General features: G+C 73.3%; 10 protein-coding genes, 1 tRNA gene, 1 rRNA gene and 2 pseudogenes. 11 read left to right on the forward strand and 3 right to left on the reverse strand.

Annotation, left to right across the window (positions count from 1 at the left end; genetic code table 11):
* Positions 1-172 precede the first annotated feature (172 nt).
* Positions 173-568, reverse strand: a complete 396-nt coding sequence (locus AB0I45_RS04560; protein ID WP_137320038.1) for a TOBE domain-containing protein — start codon at positions 566-568, stop codon at positions 173-175.
* 301 nt (positions 569-869) lie between these two features.
* On the opposite strand from AB0I45_RS04560, the gene moaC reads away from it, so the two are divergent.
* Entirely contained in the window at positions 870-1,511 is a 642-nt protein-coding gene (moaC, locus tag AB0I45_RS04565; protein WP_295688752.1) for a cyclic pyranopterin monophosphate synthase MoaC, read from the forward strand.
* Positions 1,508-2,440 carry a formate dehydrogenase accessory sulfurtransferase FdhD gene (locus tag AB0I45_RS04570; protein WP_265808690.1) on the forward strand — a complete coding sequence of 311 codons (933 nt, stop codon included), beginning with the start codon at positions 1,508-1,510 and terminating at the stop codon, positions 2,438-2,440. Before moaC ends, AB0I45_RS04570 begins: the two co-directional genes overlap by 4 nt.
* A gap of 29 nt (positions 2,441-2,469) precedes the next feature.
* Here the strand turns inward: AB0I45_RS04570 and AB0I45_RS04575 are convergent.
* Positions 2,470-4,011, reverse strand: a pseudogene (locus tag AB0I45_RS04575) (OFA family MFS transporter).
* 108 nt (positions 4,012-4,119) lie between these two features.
* On the opposite strand from AB0I45_RS04575, the pseudogene fdnG reads away from it, so the two are divergent.
* The 3 genes and pseudogenes from fdnG to nrfD all read left to right on the forward strand — a co-directional run.
* A pseudogene (gene fdnG, locus AB0I45_RS04580) lies at positions 4,120-7,308 on the forward strand (formate dehydrogenase-N subunit alpha); the annotation flags it as partial.
* 296 nt (positions 7,309-7,604) lie between these two features.
* Complete coding sequence (locus tag AB0I45_RS04585) at positions 7,605-8,759, forward strand: 4Fe-4S dicluster domain-containing protein (protein WP_247423675.1); 1,155 nt, start codon at positions 7,605-7,607, stop codon at positions 8,757-8,759.
* Positions 8,756-9,871 (forward strand): NrfD/PsrC family molybdoenzyme membrane anchor subunit, encoded by a 1,116-nt coding sequence (gene nrfD / locus AB0I45_RS04590; RefSeq protein ID WP_295688749.1) that lies wholly within the window; start codon positions 8,756-8,758, stop codon positions 9,869-9,871. Before AB0I45_RS04585 ends, nrfD begins: the two co-directional genes overlap by 4 nt.
* A 73-nt stretch (positions 9,872-9,944) precedes the next feature.
* Here the strand turns inward: nrfD and selD are convergent, their stop codons facing one another.
* Complete coding sequence (gene selD / locus AB0I45_RS04595; protein WP_295688747.1) at positions 9,945-11,021, reverse strand: selenide, water dikinase SelD; 1,077 nt, start codon at positions 11,019-11,021, stop codon at positions 9,945-9,947.
* Between the two features lie 162 nt (positions 11,022-11,183).
* On the opposite strand from selD, the gene AB0I45_RS04600 reads away from it, so the two are divergent.
* The 6 genes from AB0I45_RS04600 to AB0I45_RS04625 all read left to right on the forward strand — a co-directional run.
* A tRNA-Sec gene (locus AB0I45_RS04600) sits at positions 11,184-11,278 on the forward strand.
* Between the two features lie 50 nt (positions 11,279-11,328).
* Positions 11,329-12,792, forward strand: coding sequence for an L-seryl-tRNA(Sec) selenium transferase (gene selA / locus AB0I45_RS04605; RefSeq protein WP_360317105.1), 1,464 nt, complete (start codon positions 11,329-11,331; stop codon positions 12,790-12,792).
* Complete coding sequence (gene selB, locus AB0I45_RS04610) at positions 12,789-14,612, forward strand: selenocysteine-specific translation elongation factor (protein ID WP_295690920.1); 1,824 nt, start codon at positions 12,789-12,791, stop codon at positions 14,610-14,612. Before selA ends, selB begins: the two co-directional genes overlap by 4 nt.
* A gap of 78 nt (positions 14,613-14,690) precedes the next feature.
* Entirely contained in the window at positions 14,691-15,977 is a 1,287-nt protein-coding gene (gene tyrS, locus AB0I45_RS04615; RefSeq protein ID WP_295690922.1) for a tyrosine--tRNA ligase, read from the forward strand.
* 43 nt (positions 15,978-16,020) lie between these two features.
* Entirely contained in the window at positions 16,021-17,190 is a 1,170-nt protein-coding gene (locus AB0I45_RS04620) for a type II CAAX endopeptidase family protein (RefSeq protein ID WP_345028890.1), read from the forward strand.
* 466 nt (positions 17,191-17,656) lie between these two features.
* Positions 17,657-17,840 (forward strand): 16S ribosomal RNA (locus tag AB0I45_RS04625); the annotation flags it as partial.

Consider the following 17,840-nt stretch of genomic DNA (forward strand, 5'->3'; position numbering starts at 1 on the left):
CCTCCCTGAGTCCGGGCCGCGGTGCCGCGGCCATGACCGCATCATACGGGTCGGAGCATCATCTGCGACTGGAACGGTGCAATGATTCCGCATCTGCGGACCCGCTCAGCGCCGTCCGTCGTGCTCTGACCGGCAGGTCCGGCTGCCGGCCGGGCAGGGGACCGGGGACACCTCAGCGGGGCACCTCGACGACAACCTGCGTGGCCTTGACGCTGGCGGTGGCGACGTCCCCGGGCTCGAGGCCGAGCTCCTCGACGGATTCGCGCGACATGAGCGAGACCACGCGGTGCGGGCCGGCCTGGATGTCGACCTGGGCCATGACGCCGTCGACGACGACCCGGGTGACGAGGCCGACGAATCGGTTCCGGGCCGAGGAGCCGTAGGACTCGGGCTGCGGCGGGAGCACCGCCTCGGCGCGGGCGAGCTCGGCGAGCTCGGTGCCGGACACGACGGCCCGTCCGGTCTCGTCGGTCCGTGCGGTGAGCCGGCCGGCCGTGATCCAGCGGCGCACCGTGTCGTCGCTCACGCCGAGGAACGTCGCCGCCTGGGAGACGCGCAGCAGTGCCACCGCATCCACCTGCTCTCTGTTCGGGTCGCTGTGCCCGTGCCGCTGTGCCCGGGGCTCTGCTCCCGGAGCCGCCGACCGGACGGCCGGGGCACCTCCCAGGGTAGCCGCGAGCTGCTGCCTGCGGATCGGATCTCCCGCTGCTCCCGCTCCTGCTCCCGCAGTCGAACCCGGCACTGCACCCGCTCGTGCACCCGAACCTGCTCACACACCCGAACCCGGACCCGCACCCGAGCGGCGGGATACAGTGGATCGACCCGCCGCCGCATCGCCGGCGGCCGTCCCCGAGGAGCGAGGAGGCACGATGCGCCCCGACCCCACCCGGCCCGACAGCACCGAGCAGGACTGCCCCGGCCAGGGCCTCGATGCCGCCGCAGGTCAGGTTCCGGACGGACACGCCGACGCCCGCACCGCCGGCCGGCTCACCCATGTCCGCGCCGACGGCTCGGCGCACATGGTCGACGTCGGGGACAAGGCGGTGACCAAGCGGGAGGCCACCGCGGAGGCGACCCTCCTCACCCGGCCCGAGGTCGTCGCCCAGATCGTCGAGGGCGGGCTGCCCAAGGGAGACGCGCTCGCCGTCGCCCGGGTCGCCGGCATCATGGCTGCGAAGCGCACCCCCGAGCTCGTCCCGCTGTGCCATCCGCTGCCGATCAGCGGTGTCACCGTCGACTTCGAGCCGCTGCCGGGGTCTGCCGCGGATGCCGCCGGGAAGCACGCCGCCTGCGAGCCCGGCGCAGAGGCGCACACCGCCGGCATCCGGATCACCGCGAGCGTCCGCACCACCGGGGTCACCGGAGTGGAGATGGAGGCGCTCACCGCGGCCTCGGTCGCCGCCCTCACTGTCTACGACATGATCAAGGCGCTCGACCGCGCCGCGGAGATCACCGGGGTCCGCGTGCTCGCGAAATCCGGCGGCGCCTCGGGGGAGTGGGTGCGCCGATGAGCGCGCGGGTGACCGTGCGCACCCGGGTGCACCGCTTCGACGCCACCGGCGAGGTGTCCGCCCGGGCGGACAGGCTCGCCGGCGAGGAGCCCCTCGAGATCCGCCTCGACGGCGAGGAGTTCACCGTCGCCATGCGCACCCCCGGGCACGACGTCGAGCTCGTCCACGGGCTCCTGCTCGCCGAGGCGATCATCACCCGGCGCGCCGACGTCCGCGAGATCGACTTTGCCTCCGGGCTCGACCCCGACGGCAGCCGGAACTACAACGTCGCCCGGGTCCGGCTCGACCCCGGGGTGCACGAGCGACGCCCGCCCACCCGCCGCCAGGTCTACACCTCCTCGGCGTGCGGGATCTGCGGCACCGCCTCGATCGAAGCGGTGGAGAAGCAGTCCGCCCACCCCGTCGACCCGCCTGCGCCCGGCGGTCCGCTCATCGACCCGGCCGCGCTCCTGCGCCTGCCTAAGCGGCTCCGGGCCGAGCAGTCGGTGTTCGACGCCACCGGCGGCGTCCACGCCGCCGCCCTGTTCAGGGTGCCGGGGGACGGCCGTCCAGCGGAGGACCCCGCTGCTGGGAGCACCACCGCGGCGGGCACCTGCCCGGCGGGCCCGGCCGAGCCCGAGCTCCTCGTCGTGCGCGAGGACGTCGGCCGCCACAACGCGGTGGACAAGGTCATCGGCTGGGCGCTCGCCGCCGACCTGCTGCCGCTGCACCGGACCATCCTCCAGGTGTCCGGCCGCGCCTCCTTCGAGCTCGTGCAGAAGGCCGCGATGGCCGGGATCCCCGTGCTGTCCGCAGTGAGCGCCCCCTCGGCGCTCGCCGTCGACCTCGCCCGCGACACCGGTCTCACGGTCGTCGGCTTCAACCGGGGCCGGACGTTCAACGCCTACAGCTGCACCGAGCGGATCGGCCCGGCGGCGCCACCTCGGTGATCATCTGGCACACCGGGTGAGCAGCCGGCTCACCCGGTGAACAGCTGCACCGCGCGGGTGAGCGTCTGGAACAGACCGTAGGCCAGGCCGAGGACGACGACGCCGGCGAGCGCGAGCGCCACCACCCGGTGGACCGGACCGGAGCCGTGACCCGACCCCGCCCGCGCGCTCGACCGGGCGGCACCGGAGCCGGTGAGCCGCTCGACCTCCTCGGGACTCGCATGGTGCTTCTCCGCCACCGGGCGGACGAACAGGTTGGCGAGGAAGCCGAGGCCGAGCACGCCGACCATGATGAACAGCGACACGGTGTAGAGCCCCGGGCCCTCCTGCCCGGCTGCGGCCTGCGATTCGATGACGGTGTTGACGATGAGCGGGCCGGCGATCCCGGCGGCCGCCCACGCGGTGAGGAGCCGACCGTGGATCGCCCCGACCTGCATGACCCCGAACAGGTCGCGCAGATACGCCGGGATCGTCGCGAAGCCGCCGCCGTAGAACGACAGGATGACGAGCGTGGCGAGGACGAACACGACGATCGACCCGCCGGCGAACGCGATGAGCAGGTAGAGGAGCAGGCCCAGGCCGAGGTAGAGCGTGTAGATGGTCTTCCGGCCCACGTAGTCGGACACGCTCGACCACACGAACCGTCCGGCCATGTTCGTCAGCGACAGCATGCCGACGAAGCCGGCGGCCGCAGCCGCGGTGATGTCGGGGAAGTAGTCCTGGATCATCGGCGCGGCGTTCTCGAGGATGCCGATCCCGGCGGTGACGTTGGTGAACAGGACGATCCACAGGAGCCAGAACTGCGGTGTGCGCATCGCCCGACCGACCGCGACGTGCTGGTCGGTCTGCATCGGCCTCGCAGTCGACTCGGCCGGATCCCAGCCGCGCGGGCGCCAGTCCGGGTGCGGGACGCGCACGACGAACGCGCCGGCGGTGATGAGCACGGCGTAGATCACCGCGAGGGTGACGAAGGTCGGGACCAGGCCGGCGACGAGGTCCTCCGGCTCGGAGCCGCCTCCGTAGAAGGACATGAGGGCGTTCGACAGCGGGCTCGCGATGAGCGCACCACCGCCGAACCCCATGATCGCCAGCCCGGTGGCCAGGCCCGGCCGGTCGGGGAACCACTTCATCAGCGTCGACACCGGGGAGATGTACCCGATGCCCAGGCCGATGCCGCCGATCAGTCCGTAGCCCACGTAGACGAGTCACAGCTGCCCGGCGCTGATCCCGAGCAATGAGACGAAGAACCCGAGCACCCAGCAGGCGCCGGCGAGCAGCATCGAGGCGCGCGGCCCGGACTTCTCCACCCAGGTGCCGCCGAAGGCCGCGGACAGGCCGAGGACGGCGATCGCCAGCGAGAAGATCCAGCCGACGGCCACCTCGCCGACCTCGTAGTGCGCCATGAGCGGGAGCTTGAAGACGCTGAAGGCGTAGACCTGGCCGATGCACAGGTGGATCGCGAGCGCCGCCGCCGGGACGAGCCAGCGGTTGAACTCCGGGGACGCGACGATCGCGTCCTTGCCGAAGCGGGTGCGGCGTGCGGGTGCGGTGGACGTGCGCGATGAGTCCATGGGAGTGTCCTTCCCCGAGATCGCCGTCGATCTCGTATCCGGGTCGAGGCCGGGTCCCCGCGTCGTCGGGGGACGCCCGGGGGATGTGACCCATGTTACAGTGGCCGCATGTCGCGCTCGAGCTTCCTGGGGTGGCCGGTCATCCGGCAGTTCCGGTCCGGCGACGTCACCGGCCGGGGCCGGTCCGTGACGTCCGCGCGCACCCGGGCGATCACCTCGCGCACGGAGGAGGCGGACACCGTCGCGCAGAGCGTGTGCCCGTACTGCGCAGTGGGCTGCGGCCAGCTCGTCTACGCCAAGGACAACAGGGTCATCCAGATCGAGGGCGACCCCGATTCGCCCGTGTCCCGCGGCCGCCTGTGCCCCAAGGGCGCGGCGAGCGAGCAGCTCGTCAACCAGTCCGGCCGCCTCACCCGCGTCCTCTACCGCGCCCCGAAGGGCACCGAGTGGCAGTCCCTCGACCTCGAGACCGCGATGGACATGATCGCCGAGCGCTTCCTCGAATCGCGCCGTCGGCACTGGGAGGACCGTGACGCCGACGGCCGCCCGCTGCGCCGCACCATGGGCATCGCCTCGCTCGGCGGGGCGACGCTCGACAACGAGGAGAACTACCTCATCAAGAAGCTCTTCACCGCGGCGGGAGCGATCCAGATCGAGAACCAGGCCCGCATTTGACACTCCGCCACGGTTCCCAGTCTGGGAGCCTCGTTCGGACGAGGGGGCGCCACGCAGTCCCTGCAGGACATGGCCAACGCCGACTGCATCGTCATCCAGGGCTCGAACATGGCCGAATGCCATCCCGTCGGGTTCCAGTGGGTCGCTGAGGCCAAGGCGCGCGGCGCGAAGGTCATCCACGTCGACCCCCGCTTCACCCGCACCACCGCGGTCGCGGACAAGCACGTCCCGATCCGGGCGGGCTCGGACATCGTGCTGCTCGGCGCGCTCATCAACCACGTGCTGAGCAAGGGCCTCCACTTCGAGGAGTACATCCGGGCCTTCACCAATGCCGGGACGATCATCAACGACGAGTACGGCGAGCCCGAGGACCTCGGAGGACTGTTCTCCGGCTTCGACCCGGAGACCGGCGCCTACGACCTCGCCTCCTGGTCGTACGCCTCCGCCGACGGCTCCGGTCGCCCGGTGCCGCCCGGCGCCCCGGCCGCCGTCGACCCGACGCTCACGCACCCGCGGTGCGTGTTCCAGATCCTCAAGCGCCACTTCCAGCGCTACACCCCGGAGCTCGTCGCCGACGCCTGCGGCATCTCCGGCGAGGACTTCGCCTACCTCGCGAACGCGATCACCGAGAACTCCGGGCGCGAGCGCACCACGTGCTTCGCCTACGCGGTCGGCTGGACCCAGCACACCCAGGGCGCCCAGTACATCCGCACCGCCGCGATCCTCCAGCTCCTGCTCGGCAACGTCGGCCGCCCCGGCAGCGGCATCATGGCACTGCGCGGGCACGCCACGATCCAGGGCTCGACCGACATCCCGACCCTGTTCAACCTGCTGCCCGGGTACCTGCCGATGCCCAAGGCCGGCACCCACGACACCCTCACCGACTACCTCGACGCGGTGGGCACCAAGGAGCAGAAGAGCTTCTGGGCGAACACCGACGCCTACCTCGTCAGCCTGCTCAAGGCCTGGTGGGGCGACGCGGCGACGGCGGAGAACGACTACGCCTACGACTACCTGCCCCGGCTCACCGGCCCGCACGGCACGTACCAGACGCTGATGAGCATGCTCGAGGACCAGGTCGAGGGCTACTTCATCCTCGGGCAGAACCCGGCGGTCGGCTCGGCCAACGGCCGCCTGCAGCGCCTCGGGATGTCCCACCTCAAGTGGCTCGTCGTCCGCGACTTCTCCCTCATCGAGTCCTCCACCTGGTGGAAGGACGGGCCCGAGATCGAATCCGGGGAGCTGCGGACCGAGGACATCGACACCGAGGTGTTCGTGCTGCCGGCGGCCAACCACACGGAGAAGTCCGGCAGCTTCACCCAGACCCAGCGCATGGTGCAGTGGCGCCACCAGGCGGTCACCCCGCCCGGCGACTGCCGGAGCGAGCTCCAGTTCTTCCACGAGCTCGGCCGCCGCCTCCGTGCCCGGCTCGCCGGCTCCACCGACCCGCGGGACCGGCCGCTGCTCGACCTCACCTGGGACTACCCGACCGACGAGCACGGCGAGCCCGACGCCGAATCCGTCCTCGCGGAGATCAACGGCTCCCACCTGAGCGGGGAGCAGGCCGGGCAGCCGCTGAGCGCCTTCACCGAGATGCGCGCCGACGGGACCACCTCCGGCGGCTGCTGGATCTACACCGGGGTCTACGCCGGCGGGGAGAACATGGCCGCCCGCCGGGTGCCCGGACAGGACCAGGACGAGATCGCCTCGGAATGGGCGTGGGCGTGGCCGGCGAACCGCCGCATCCTCTACAACCGGGCGTCGGCCGACGCCGAGGGCCGCCCCTGGTCCGAGCGCAAGAAGCTCATGTGGTGGGACGCCGAGGCCGGCCGCTGGCAGGGCCCGGACGTCGCCGATTTCCCCGTCGACCGGGACCCGCGCGCGGAGTCCGCTGCGGGAGCCTCCGGCCCGGCCGCGCTCGGCGGCACGGACGCATTCATCATGCAGCCCGACGGGCGGGCATGGCTGTTCGCCCCCACCGGCATGATCGACGGTCCGCTGCCCACCCACTACGAGGCGCAGGAGTCACCGGTCGCCAACCCGGTCTACCCGCAGCAGCAGAGCCCCGCGCGGATCATGTTCCCGCGCGCGGGCAACATGTTCGCCCCGAGCGCCGGTGCACCCGGGGCCGAGGTGTACCCCTGCGTGTTCACCACCTACCGCCTCACCGAGCATCACACCGCCGGCGGCATGAGCCGCTGGCTGCCGTACCTGTCCGAGCTCCAGCCGGAGATGTTCTGCGAGGTCTCGCCCGAACTCGCCGCCGAGCGCGGGCTCGAGCCCTACGGCTGGGCGACGGTGATCTCCCCGCGCGCCGCGATCGAGGTGCGCGTGCTCGTCACCCGCCGGATGACCCCGCTCACCATCGGCGGGCGCACCGTCCACCAGATCGGCCTGCCCTACCACTGGGGCGTCGGCGGCGACGCCGTGGTCTCCGGGGACTCCGCCAACGACCTCATCGGCATCACCCTCGACCCGAACGTGCAGATCCAGGACTCGAAGACCGGCTCGTGCGACATCATCCCGGGCCGCCGTCCGCGCGGCACGCAGCGCGAGGCCCTCGTCCAGGAGTACCTCGCGCGCGCCGGGGTGACGACGGCCACCGACAGCACCGTCATCACCGCCCCGGACGTCACCGCCGGCACCGAGACCCCGGTGGACGCCGGCGCCCCGCAGAAGGGCGACCCGGCGGAGAGCGGCGAATCGCACGCACTCCGCGCCGAGGAGGACGCCGGGGAGCACCGGCCCGGCGGCACCGAGCCCGTCGACCGCTTCCCCGCCGGCGGGAGCGAACCGGGTGAGCCGGGACCGGAGGCGGCCGCAGGCAATACGATCGATGCCGACACCCCCAAGGCCGGAGGCCCGGACCACGACGGCCCCGGCCCCGCGGGTGCGGGCGCAGGCCCCGAGGAGGACCGATGACCACCCGACCGGTATGGACCGATCCCGCCGCCGAGGTGCACTGGCCGCCGGAGCACGCGCGCAAGGGCTTCTTCACCGACACCTCGATCTGCATCGGCTGCAAGGCCTGCGAGGTCGCGTGCAAGGAGTGGAACCGCAACCCGACCGACGGCGACTTCGAGATCCTCGGCTCCTCCTACGACAACACCGGCGGGCTCGGCGCGAACACCTGGCGCCACGTCGCCTTCATCGAGCAGGACCGGGAGCGGATCGAGCAGGCCCGCGAATCCGGCCGCCGGCTCGTGTCCCTCGGGATGCCGCAGGTGGGCCCGCCCGAGGCGCGCACCGGCCCGGGTGCCGCGCCGGGTGCCGATGCCGGGCCGGGAGCTGCCGCCGCCTCGGCCCCGGTCGACGTGCTCGGTGGGCTCGCCGACGGCACGGTGTCGACCGCCGATCCGACCGGGCCGGGCGCCGGGATGGGAGTCCCCGGGACCGGAGTCCCCGGAGCCGCCGGGGTCGACACCGCCCCGCCGGACACCCCCGAGTTCCGCTGGCTCATGTCCTCCGATGTGTGCAAGCACTGCACGCACGCCGGCTGCCTCGACGTGTGCCCGACCGGCGCCCTGTTCCGCACCGAGTTCGGCACGGTCGTCGTCCAGGCCGACATCTGCAACGGCTGCGGCACCTGCGTGGCCGGCTGCCCGTTCGGGGTGATCGAGCGCCGGGACGACGGCACCGTGAGCCCGAAGACCGACCGCGACGGCCGCGCCCGCCGCGAGCAGGACGTGCCGCATGCCGGCACGGCGAACAAGTGCACGCTGTGCTACGACCGGCTCGTCGACGGCCTCACCCCGGCGTGCGCCAAGACCTGCCCGACGACCTCGATCAAGTTCGGCGACCACTCGGACATGGTCGACTCCGCCGAGGACCGGGTGCGCCGCCTCCACGCGCAGGGCATGACCGAGGCGCGCCTCTACGGCGCGAACCCGGCCGACGGGGTGGGCGGCACCGGCTCGGTGTTCCTCCTCCTCGACGAGCCCGAGGTCTACGGCCTGCCGCCGGACCCGCGCGTGCCGACGAAGGACCTGCCGCAGATGTTCGCGACCGCCGGCATCGCCGCGGCCGGGATGATCGCCGCCACCGCCCTCGCCTTCCTGTCAGGACGCTCATGACGCTCTCCGAGTTCGACAGCTACCGCCCGCCGGAGACCCGCCGGCGGCGCCGCTCCGTGCTCCGCGCCCCCCAGGACGGGTTCGCCCGCAGACGCCGCCGCCCGGGAGCGGGGACGAACGACGGCTCGCGGGAGATGCCGGTCGTCGAGGACGTCGAGTTCACCTCCTACTACGGCCGGCCGATCGTCAAGCCGCCGCCCTGGGGGCACGAGATCGCCGCCTACCTGTTCCTCGGCGGGCTCGCCGGCGGCTCCGCGCTGCTCGGGCTCGGCGCGCAGCTCACCGGCCGCGGCGCCCTGCGTCGGAGCACCCGGCTCACCGCGCTCGGTGCGGCGGGAGCCGGCGCGGTGTTCCTCATCTCCGACCTCGGCCGGCCCGAGCGCTTCCTCCACATGATGCGCACCGTGAAGATCACCTCGCCGATGAGCCTCGGCTCCTGGCTGCTCGGCGCCTTCAGCTCCGCCGCCGGCGTCGCGGCCGCCGCCGAGGTCGACCGCCTGCTCGGGTCCCGCCTGCCGCTCGGCCCGCTGCGCGGCCTGCTCCGCGGGGCCGCCGGTCCCGCCGGGGCCTGCGCCGGGCTGCTCGGCGCACCGCTCGCCGTCTACACCGCCGTGCTCCTGTCCGACACCGCGAACCCGACGTGGAACGCCGCGCGCCGGGAGCTGCCCTTCGTGTTCGTGAGCTCGGCGAGCCTCGCCTCCGGCGGGATGGCGATGCTCACCACAGCCCCCTCCCAGACCGTGCCGGCCCGGGTCCTCGCGGTGCTCGGCGTCGGCGGGGACCTCGCGGCGATGGCGCTCATGCAGCGGCGCATGCACCCGGCCGAGGCCGAACCGTTGCACACGGGTGCTGCGGGCACGAAGCTCCGCTGGGCCGAGCGGCTGGCGATCGCCGGGGGCATCGGCACGATCGTCGGCGGCGGGAACCGGATGGCAGCGGGTGCGGCGGGTCTGGCCCTGCTCACCGCCTCCGCGCTCACCCGGTTCGGGGTGCTCGAGGCGGGCATCGAGTCGACCAGGGACCCCCGCCACGTCATCGAGCCGCAGAAGGCCCGCCTCGCCGCGCGTCGCGCCGCGGGCATCACCCACGACTCGATCACGACGACCGGGTGAGCCGTGCCGGCGGGCACGGCGGGTCCGGGGCGGCTCGGTGCCGACCGGACACCGCCTCGGCGCCGGCGGTCGCTCAGCGGATGCGGATCCCCGGCCCCGCCGTCGTCTCGCCGATCACCGGGTAGCCCGGCACCTCACCGACGACGAGCAGCCCACCGGAGGTCTGCGCGTCGGCGAGGAGAAGGAGCGCGTCCTCGCCGATCCCGGGCCCGGGATCGAAGTGGTCGCGCACCCAGTCGAGGTTGCGGCGGGTGCCGCCGGACACGAACCCGTCGGCCAGCGATTCCCGCGCCCCGTCGAGCACCGGCACCGCGGTGGCATCGATGACCGCACCCACTGCGGAGGCGCGGACCATCTTGAACAGGTGGCCGAGCAGGCCGAAGCCGGTGACATCGGTCGCCGCCCGAGCGCCGGAACCGAGCGCGGCCTGCGCGGCGTCGCGGTTGAGTGCGGTCATCGTCGCGATCGCCTGGTCGAACACCTCGCCGGTGGCCTTGTGGCGGTTGTTGAGGATGCCGAGGCCGATCGGCTTGGTCAGCGTGAGCGGGAGCCCCGGGGCCGCGGCGTCGTTGCGGAGCAGGCGCGCCGGATCGGCCGTCCCGGTCACCGCCATCCCGTACTTGGGCTCCGAATCGTCCACCGAGTGCCCGCCGATCACCGGCACGCCGGCCTCCTGACCGACCGCCAGACCGCCGGCGAGCACCTGGCTCAGCAGCTCCATCGGCAGCACGTCGCGCGGCCAGCCGACGAGGTTGATCGCGACGACCGGGGTACCGCCCATCGCGTAGATGTCCGAGAGCGCATTCGCCGCGGCGATCCGCCCCCAGTCGTAGGCGTCGTCGACGACGGGGGTGAAGAAGTCCGCGGTGGAGAGCACCGCGAGGTCCTCGCGCACCCGCACGGCGGCTGCGTCGTCGCCGTCGTCGAGGCCGACGATGACGTTCTCGGAGCGCTGGCCGGCGAGTGCGGCGATCGCGTCCTCGAGCTCGCCCGGCGGGATCTTGCACGCGCAGCCGCCGCCGTGGGCCATGCCGGTGAGCCGGATGCCGGGTGCGGCTGCGGGGGTGGCCGCCTGCGCGTCCCCGGCGGCCTGCGCGTCCGTCGAGGTCCCGATGCTCCGATCGCCGGGGGATGATGATGTCTGCGTCATGGTGCCAGTCTCGCCCGGCACCTCGGCGGCGTCCACCCCTGCGGCAGGAACCGGCCGCCCGCAGGGTGGCCGCGCGTTCGGGCCCGCTGCACCCGGTTCGGGCCCGCTGCGCCTGCTCGGCGGTTCCGCACCCGCGATCCGCGCCGGTGATAGGTTGCACACGGAGGCGTCCGGGTCCTGGTGGGCCCCCCGGTCTTCAAAACCGGTGAGACCGAGCATCTCGGTCTGGCGGGTTCGATTCCCGTCCGCCTCCGCCACGATCCGTGCGCGGCCCGCCGCGCACATCCGCCGGAGGAGGGGGGGAGCGATGGAGGACCCGCGCCGTCGGATCCCGCGCACCGACCACCTGCTCGAGCTGCCCGCCGTCCGCGCCGCCGCAGGATCGCTGAGCCTGCCCGTGGTGCGCGGGCTCGTGCGCGGGATCCAGGACCGGGCCCGCCGCGGGGAGATCGCGCCGGCCGCAGTCGAATCCGAGGTCATCGCCGCCGTCTCCGCGCGCCGCGCCTCCTCCCTCAGCCCCGTGCTCAACGCCACCGGGGTCGTCGTCCACACGAACCTCGGCCGCGCACCCCTGTCCGATGCCGCCCGGCAGGCGCTCGCACAGGCGGCCGGCTACGTCGACGTCGAGCTCGACCTCGCCACCGGCACGCGCTCGGGCCGGGGCGCGGCCGCGCGCGCCGCCCTGCTCGCCGCCTGCCCGGCGGCCGAGGATGCGCTCGTCGTCAACAACGGTGCCGCCGCCCTCGTCCTCGCCACCACCGCGCTCGCCGCCGGCGCCGAGGTCGTCGTCGGCCGCGGGGAGCTCATCGAGATCGGGGCGGGTTTCCGGCTGCCGGACCTCATCGCCTCTACCGGTGCCCGTCTCCACGAGGTCGGCACCACCAACCGCACCCACCCGGCCGACTACGCCGCCGTGCTCGGCGCGGTCACCGGCTGCGTCCTCAAGGTCCACCCGAGCAACTTCCGCGTCTCCGGGTTCACCGCCGAGGCCACGATCACCGAGCTCAGCGGCCTGTGCCGGGAGCACGGAGTGCCGCTCGTCGCCGACCTCGGCAGCGGACTCCTCGCCCCCGACCCGGTGCTGCCGGAGGAGCCCGATGCCGCCGGTGCGCTCGCCGCCGGCGCCGACCTCGTCATCGCGAGCGGCGACAAGCTGCTCGGCGGCCCCCAGGCCGGGCTCCTCCTCGGCCGGGCCGAGCTCATCGCCCGCCTCGCCCGCCACCCGCTCGCCCGCGCGGTCCGCGCCGACAAGCTGGCCCTCGCCGCGCTCGAGGCCACCCTCACCGGTGGCGAACCCCCCGTCGCCCGTGCCCTCCACGCCGACCCTGCCGAGCTGCGTCACCGCGCCGAGGCGCTCGCCGCGGCCCTGCGCGAGACCCTCCCCGACGGCCCCGCCGGGCCCCGACCCGGTGAGATCGGGTCCTCCGCGATCGAGGTCGTCGCCCACGACGGCCGGGTGGGCGGAGGCGGCGGTGCCGGGGTGCCGCTGCCCGGGTGGGCGGTCGCGCTGCCGGTGGCCGCTGCCGGCCCGCTGCGCACCGGGACCCCGGCCGTGCTGCCCCGGGTCCACGAGGGGCGCTGCCTGCTCGACCTCCGCTGCATCCCCGATTCCGACGACGCCCGGGTCCTCGCCGCGGCCCGCTCCGCGCTCGCGGGTCTCGGGACTCCCGGGACGAGCAGTGTTCCCGGGACGGGCAGTGCATCCGGGACGAACGGTGCTCCCGGGACGAGCAGTGCGTCCGGAACGGATGGTGCGGGGGAGCCGGCATGAGCTCCTTCGTCGTCGCCACCGCGGGCCACGTCGACCACGGCAAGTCCGCGCTCGTGCGCGCCCTCACCGGGATCGAGCCCGACCGCTGGGACGAGGAGAAGCGCCGCGGCCTCACCATCGACCTCGGCTTCGCCTGGACGACCCTCCCCTCCGGCCGGGAGGTCTCCTTCGTCGACGTGCCCGGTCACGAGCGCTTCCTCGGGAACATGCTCGCCGGCCTCGGCCCCGCTCCGATCGTGTGCTTCGTCGTCGCCGCCGACGAGGGCTGGATGCCCCAGTCGAGCGACCACCGCGATGCGCTCGCCGCCCTCGGGATCGAGCGCGGGCTCATCGTCGTCACCCGCGCCGACCTCGCCCCGGACCGGGTGCCCGCCGTCATCGCGCAGGCCCGCCGCGCGCTCACCGGAACCGGACTCGCCTCCGCACCGGCGCTCGGGGTCTCCGCGCTCACCGGCACCGGTCTCGACGAGCTGCGCACCGCCCTCGACGCCGTGCTCGCCGAGGCCCCGCAGGGATCGCCCGAGGACCGGGTCCGGCTGTGGATCGACCGCGCATTCACCGTCGGCGGGGCCGGCACCGTGGTGACCGGGACGCTCACCGCCGGCTCCGTGGCCGCCGGGGACCGCCTCGCGCTGTGCGGGAGGGACCTGTCCGGGACGGTCGACGTGCGCGGGGTCCACAGCCGCAGCACCCCGATCGAGCAGGCCGAGCCGACCGCCCGCATCGCGGTCAACCTCCGCGGTGCCCAGGCGGGGTCGGTGCACCGGGGCGACGCTCTCCTCACCCCGGACGCATGGTGGGAGACCGACGTCGTCGATGTCCGCGGCACCTCGACCGGCAGCGGTGCTGGGACCGGCCCCGGGACGGTCGACCTCACCGGGCTCGCCGAGCACCTCACCGTCCACCTCGGCACGGCCGCCGTGCGGGCGCGCCTGCGGCCCTTCGACGCCCGCCACGGCCGGCTCCACCTCGAGCACGCCCTGCCGCTGGCGGTCGGGGACCGGGCGGTGCTCCGCGACCCAGGATCGGAGGCGCCGCTGGCCGGAGCGGAGCTCCTCGACGTCGATCCGCCGCAGCTCGGACGGCGCGGGGCCGGTGCCCGGCGGGCCTCCGCCCTGGCCCGGATGACCGCGGACGGGGACCTCCTCACCGAGGTCCGCCGCAGGGACGCGATGGCCGACGCGCACGTCCGGCGCCTCGGCATCACTGTGCCGGACCCCCTGCCGTCCGGGGTGCGGGCGGTCGATGACCTGTTCGTCGCCGACGAGGCGCTCGCGCGGTGGGCCGCCGAGCTCGGGCGTGCCGTCGCCGCCGATTCCGCCCGGGACCCGCTGTCGGCGGGACTGCCGCTCGGCGCCGCGCAGGACCTCCTCGCTCTGCCCGACCCGCGGCTGCTCGCCGTCGTCGCCGACCGCGCCGGGCTGACCCGGGACGTCGGGCGGCTGCGCGCCCCCGGACAGGCGGACGGCCTCGGCCCGGCGGAGGCCGGCATCGCCGCGCTCGAGCGGCGGCTGCGCCGGGACCCCTTCGCGGCCCCGGAGGCCGACGACCTCACCGGCTGGCGCCTCGGTGCCCGGGAGCTCGCCGCCGCAGCGCGCCTCGGCCGGGTGCTGCGGCTGCCCGACGGGGTGGTGCTCCTGCCCGACGCCCCGGCACGGGCCATGCGCGTGCTCGCCGGCCTCGACCAGCCCTTCACCGCGAGCACGGCCCGGCAGGCGCTCGGCACCACCCGCCGCGTCGCGATCCCGCTGCTCGAGCACCTCGACTCCCGGGGCTGGACGCGGCGCGTCGATTCCGGCCGGCGCGAGGTCGTGCGCTGAGGAGCGCGTCCGCTGAGCCCGCGCAGGCGGGGCGAGGGTAGGATGACCTCGGCATCCGAGAACCGAGAAAGGCGAGTCGTGACCGATATCCTCAGTGAGTTGAAGGCCCGCGATCTGGTGGCGCTGTCCACCGACGAGGAGGCGCTGTCCCAGGCGCTCGACGCCGGGCCGCTCAACTTCTACATCGGCTTCGACCCGACCGCGCCGAGCCTCCACATGGGCAACCTCGTCCAGCTGCTCTTCGCCCGCCGCCTCCAGCAGGCCGGGCACAACCCCTTCGCCCTCGTCGGCGGTGCCACCGGCCTCATCGGCGACCCGCGGATGTCGGGGGAGCGCACCCTCAACGAGCGCGAGGTCGTCGAGGGCTGGGTGGAGCGCATCCGCAGCCAGATCGAGCGGTTCCTCGACTTCGACGGGCCGCACGCCGCGCAGGTCGTCAACAACCTCGACTGGACCGGCGATCTCAGCGCGATCGACTTCCTCCGCGACATCGGCAAGCACTTCTCCGTCAACCGGATGCTCGCCAAGGAGACCGTGTCCGCGCGCCTCAACAGCGAGCACGGGATCTCCTTCACCGAGTTCTCCTACCAGATCCTCCAGGCGCACGACTTCCTCCAGCTGCACCGCCGCCACGGCGTCGTCCTCCAGCACGGCGGATCCGACCAGTGGGGCAACCTCACTGCCGGCACCGACCTCGTGCGCCGGGTCGAGCGGGTCTCCGCCCATGCGGTCGCCACGCCGCTCATGACGAAGGCCGACGGCACGAAGTTCGGCAAGACCGAGTCCGGCACCGTCTGGCTCGATCCGGAGCTCACCAGCCCCTACGCCTTCTCCCAGTTCTGGCTCAACGCCGACGACCGCGACGTCGTCAAGTACCTCAAGGTGTTCTCCCTGCGACCGCTGGCGGAGATCGAGCAGATCGCGGCGGACTTCGCCGAGGCACCCCACAAGCGGCTCGCCCAGCGGGTGCTCGCGGAGGACGCGACCACGCTCGTCCACGGCGAGCAGCAGACCCGGCAGGCCTTCGCCGCCGCCGAGGCGCTGTTCGGCTCGGGCACGCTGGCCGAGCTCCAACCGGCCACCCTCGACGCCGCGACCCGCGAGCTGCCGACGGCGGAGGTCCCCGCGTCCGAGGTGTCCGCCGGGTTCCCCGTGGTCGACGCCTTCGCCGCCGCCGGGATCGTCAAGTCGAAGAGCGAGGCGCGGCGCGCGGCCAAGGACGGCGGCGCCTACGTCAACAACGTCAAGGTCGCAGGCGAGGACCAGGTGCTCACCACCGCCGATGTCCTCGACGCCGGGGGGGCCGGGGTCGTCCTGCTGCGCCGGGGCAAGAAGACGCTCGGCGCGGTCCGCGTCACCGGGTGAGGACGGTGCGGGTGGCGAGTGCGGTGAGCCGGAGCGGCCGACGATGACGGTGCCGCAGCCCGATGATCCGCGTGCTCCGCTGTCCCCTGCCGGCAGTCCGCCGGCACCGCGCTCGGGTCCTCCCGCCGGGGTGACGAGCCGTTCGCCGGTCCCGGTTCGCGCGGCACCGCCGGCGGAGTCCGGATCGCCGCGCGGGGTCGCGGTGTTCGCCGTCATCGCACTCGCCCTGCCCTGGCTGCTGTGCCTGCCGCTGTGGATCACTGCAGTGGATCTGGCTCCCGGAACCACGCTGGGTGCCGCGGCCGCCGCGCCGAGCGGCCCTGGCGACACCGATCCCGGAGCCGTGCTCGCGATGCTCCTGCCCCAGATGCTCGTCGGCCTCATGATGTTCGCCCCGAGCATCGCCGTCCTCGTCGCCGGGCGCTGGGTCGACGGGATGCCGTGGCGCCGTCTCCTCGTCGCAGTCGGGCTCGGCACCGTCCGCACCCAGCCCGGCTTCCCGCCGGCACGACGTGGTGCGGCGCGCCTCATCGGCGTCCTCGCCCTCGCCCTGCTCGGCACCTGGGCGATCGCCGGTGCCGCGCTCGTCACGGCGTTCCTCGTGTCCGACGCCCGGCCGCAGCTCGCGGGTTCGGTCTTCGAAGCGCTCACCCGGGGTGAACCCCTCACCGTTGTCGTCGTGGCACAGCTCGTCGGGGTGGTACTCGGATCGTTCGTCAACACGGTGCCCGCCGCGGGCGAGGAGATCGGCTGGCGCGGGTATCTGCAGCCCGCCCTCACCGCGCGCCTCGGCCTCGTGCCGGGGCTGGTGCTCGGGGGAGTGCTGTGGGGAGCGTGGCACGCACCGGTCCTCCTGCTCGGCTACAACTTCGGGCTCTACGACCTCCGGGGCGTCGGGCTCATGTGCATCGCCTGCGTGCTCCTCGGGGTGTGGCTCGGCTGGCTGCGCGGGGTCTCCGGTTCGGTGTGGCCGGCCGCGCTCGCCCACGGTGCCTTCAACGCCGCGGCCGGGCTGCCGCTCCTCTTCCTGCCGGCGGCCGGGGAGTTCGATGTCATCCGTGCCGGGCCGCTCGGGCTCGCCGGGTGGATCGTGATGGCGCCGCTCGCCCTCGGGCTGGTCGTCGTGACGCGCCGGGCCGCGCGGAGAGCGCAGCGCCGGGCGGCGGATGCCGCGCTCCTGGGCGGAATCACGCGCGCCGACGAACACGGATGAACCCCGGTTGAACAGTGCGTGACGGAGGTCACGGGATCTCGAGTTGCGCGGGGCGCGGGGAGTCAGTAGGTTAGTACCTGTTGCTCGACGGAAACACCGAAGCGAGCGGGCCGGATCGGTCGGATACGAACCGATCACAGCGCCCCGCTTCCACTGGAACGACAGAAGAGCAGCACCCGATGAAGTCTCTCGGCGGACATCCGCCGGCTGATGGAATGTGGCTCAGGTCACAGCAGATACGACTTGCGCAGCAGGTCGGCTCGGGTCTAGAATAGGAACTCGGCCGCGCTGCGGAGAACACAACGGAAACGTTGGGTGAACTGCGGACAGCGTCTGTTCTTTGAGAACTCAATAGCGTGTTTGTTTGTTTTTGTGATGCCAGTTTTTTTGTTGTAACTGGTTGATTGAAAATTTGGTGGAGAAATCATTTTCTCTGTCTTTTTCTTTTGGCTGGGATTGTATTTTTCTTATGGAGAGTTTGATCCTGGCTCAGGACGAACGCTGGCGGCGTGCTTAACACATGCAAGTCGAACGCTGAAGCCTGCAGCTTGCTGTGGGTGGATGAGTGGCGAACGGGTGAGTAACACGTGAGTAACCTGCCCCTGACTCTGGGATAAGCCCGGGAAACTGGGTCTAATACCGGATATGAC

The organism is Brevibacterium sp. NPDC049920 (assembly GCF_040656435.1).
GTDB lineage: Bacteria > Actinomycetota > Actinomycetes > Actinomycetales > Brevibacteriaceae > Brevibacterium > Brevibacterium pityocampae.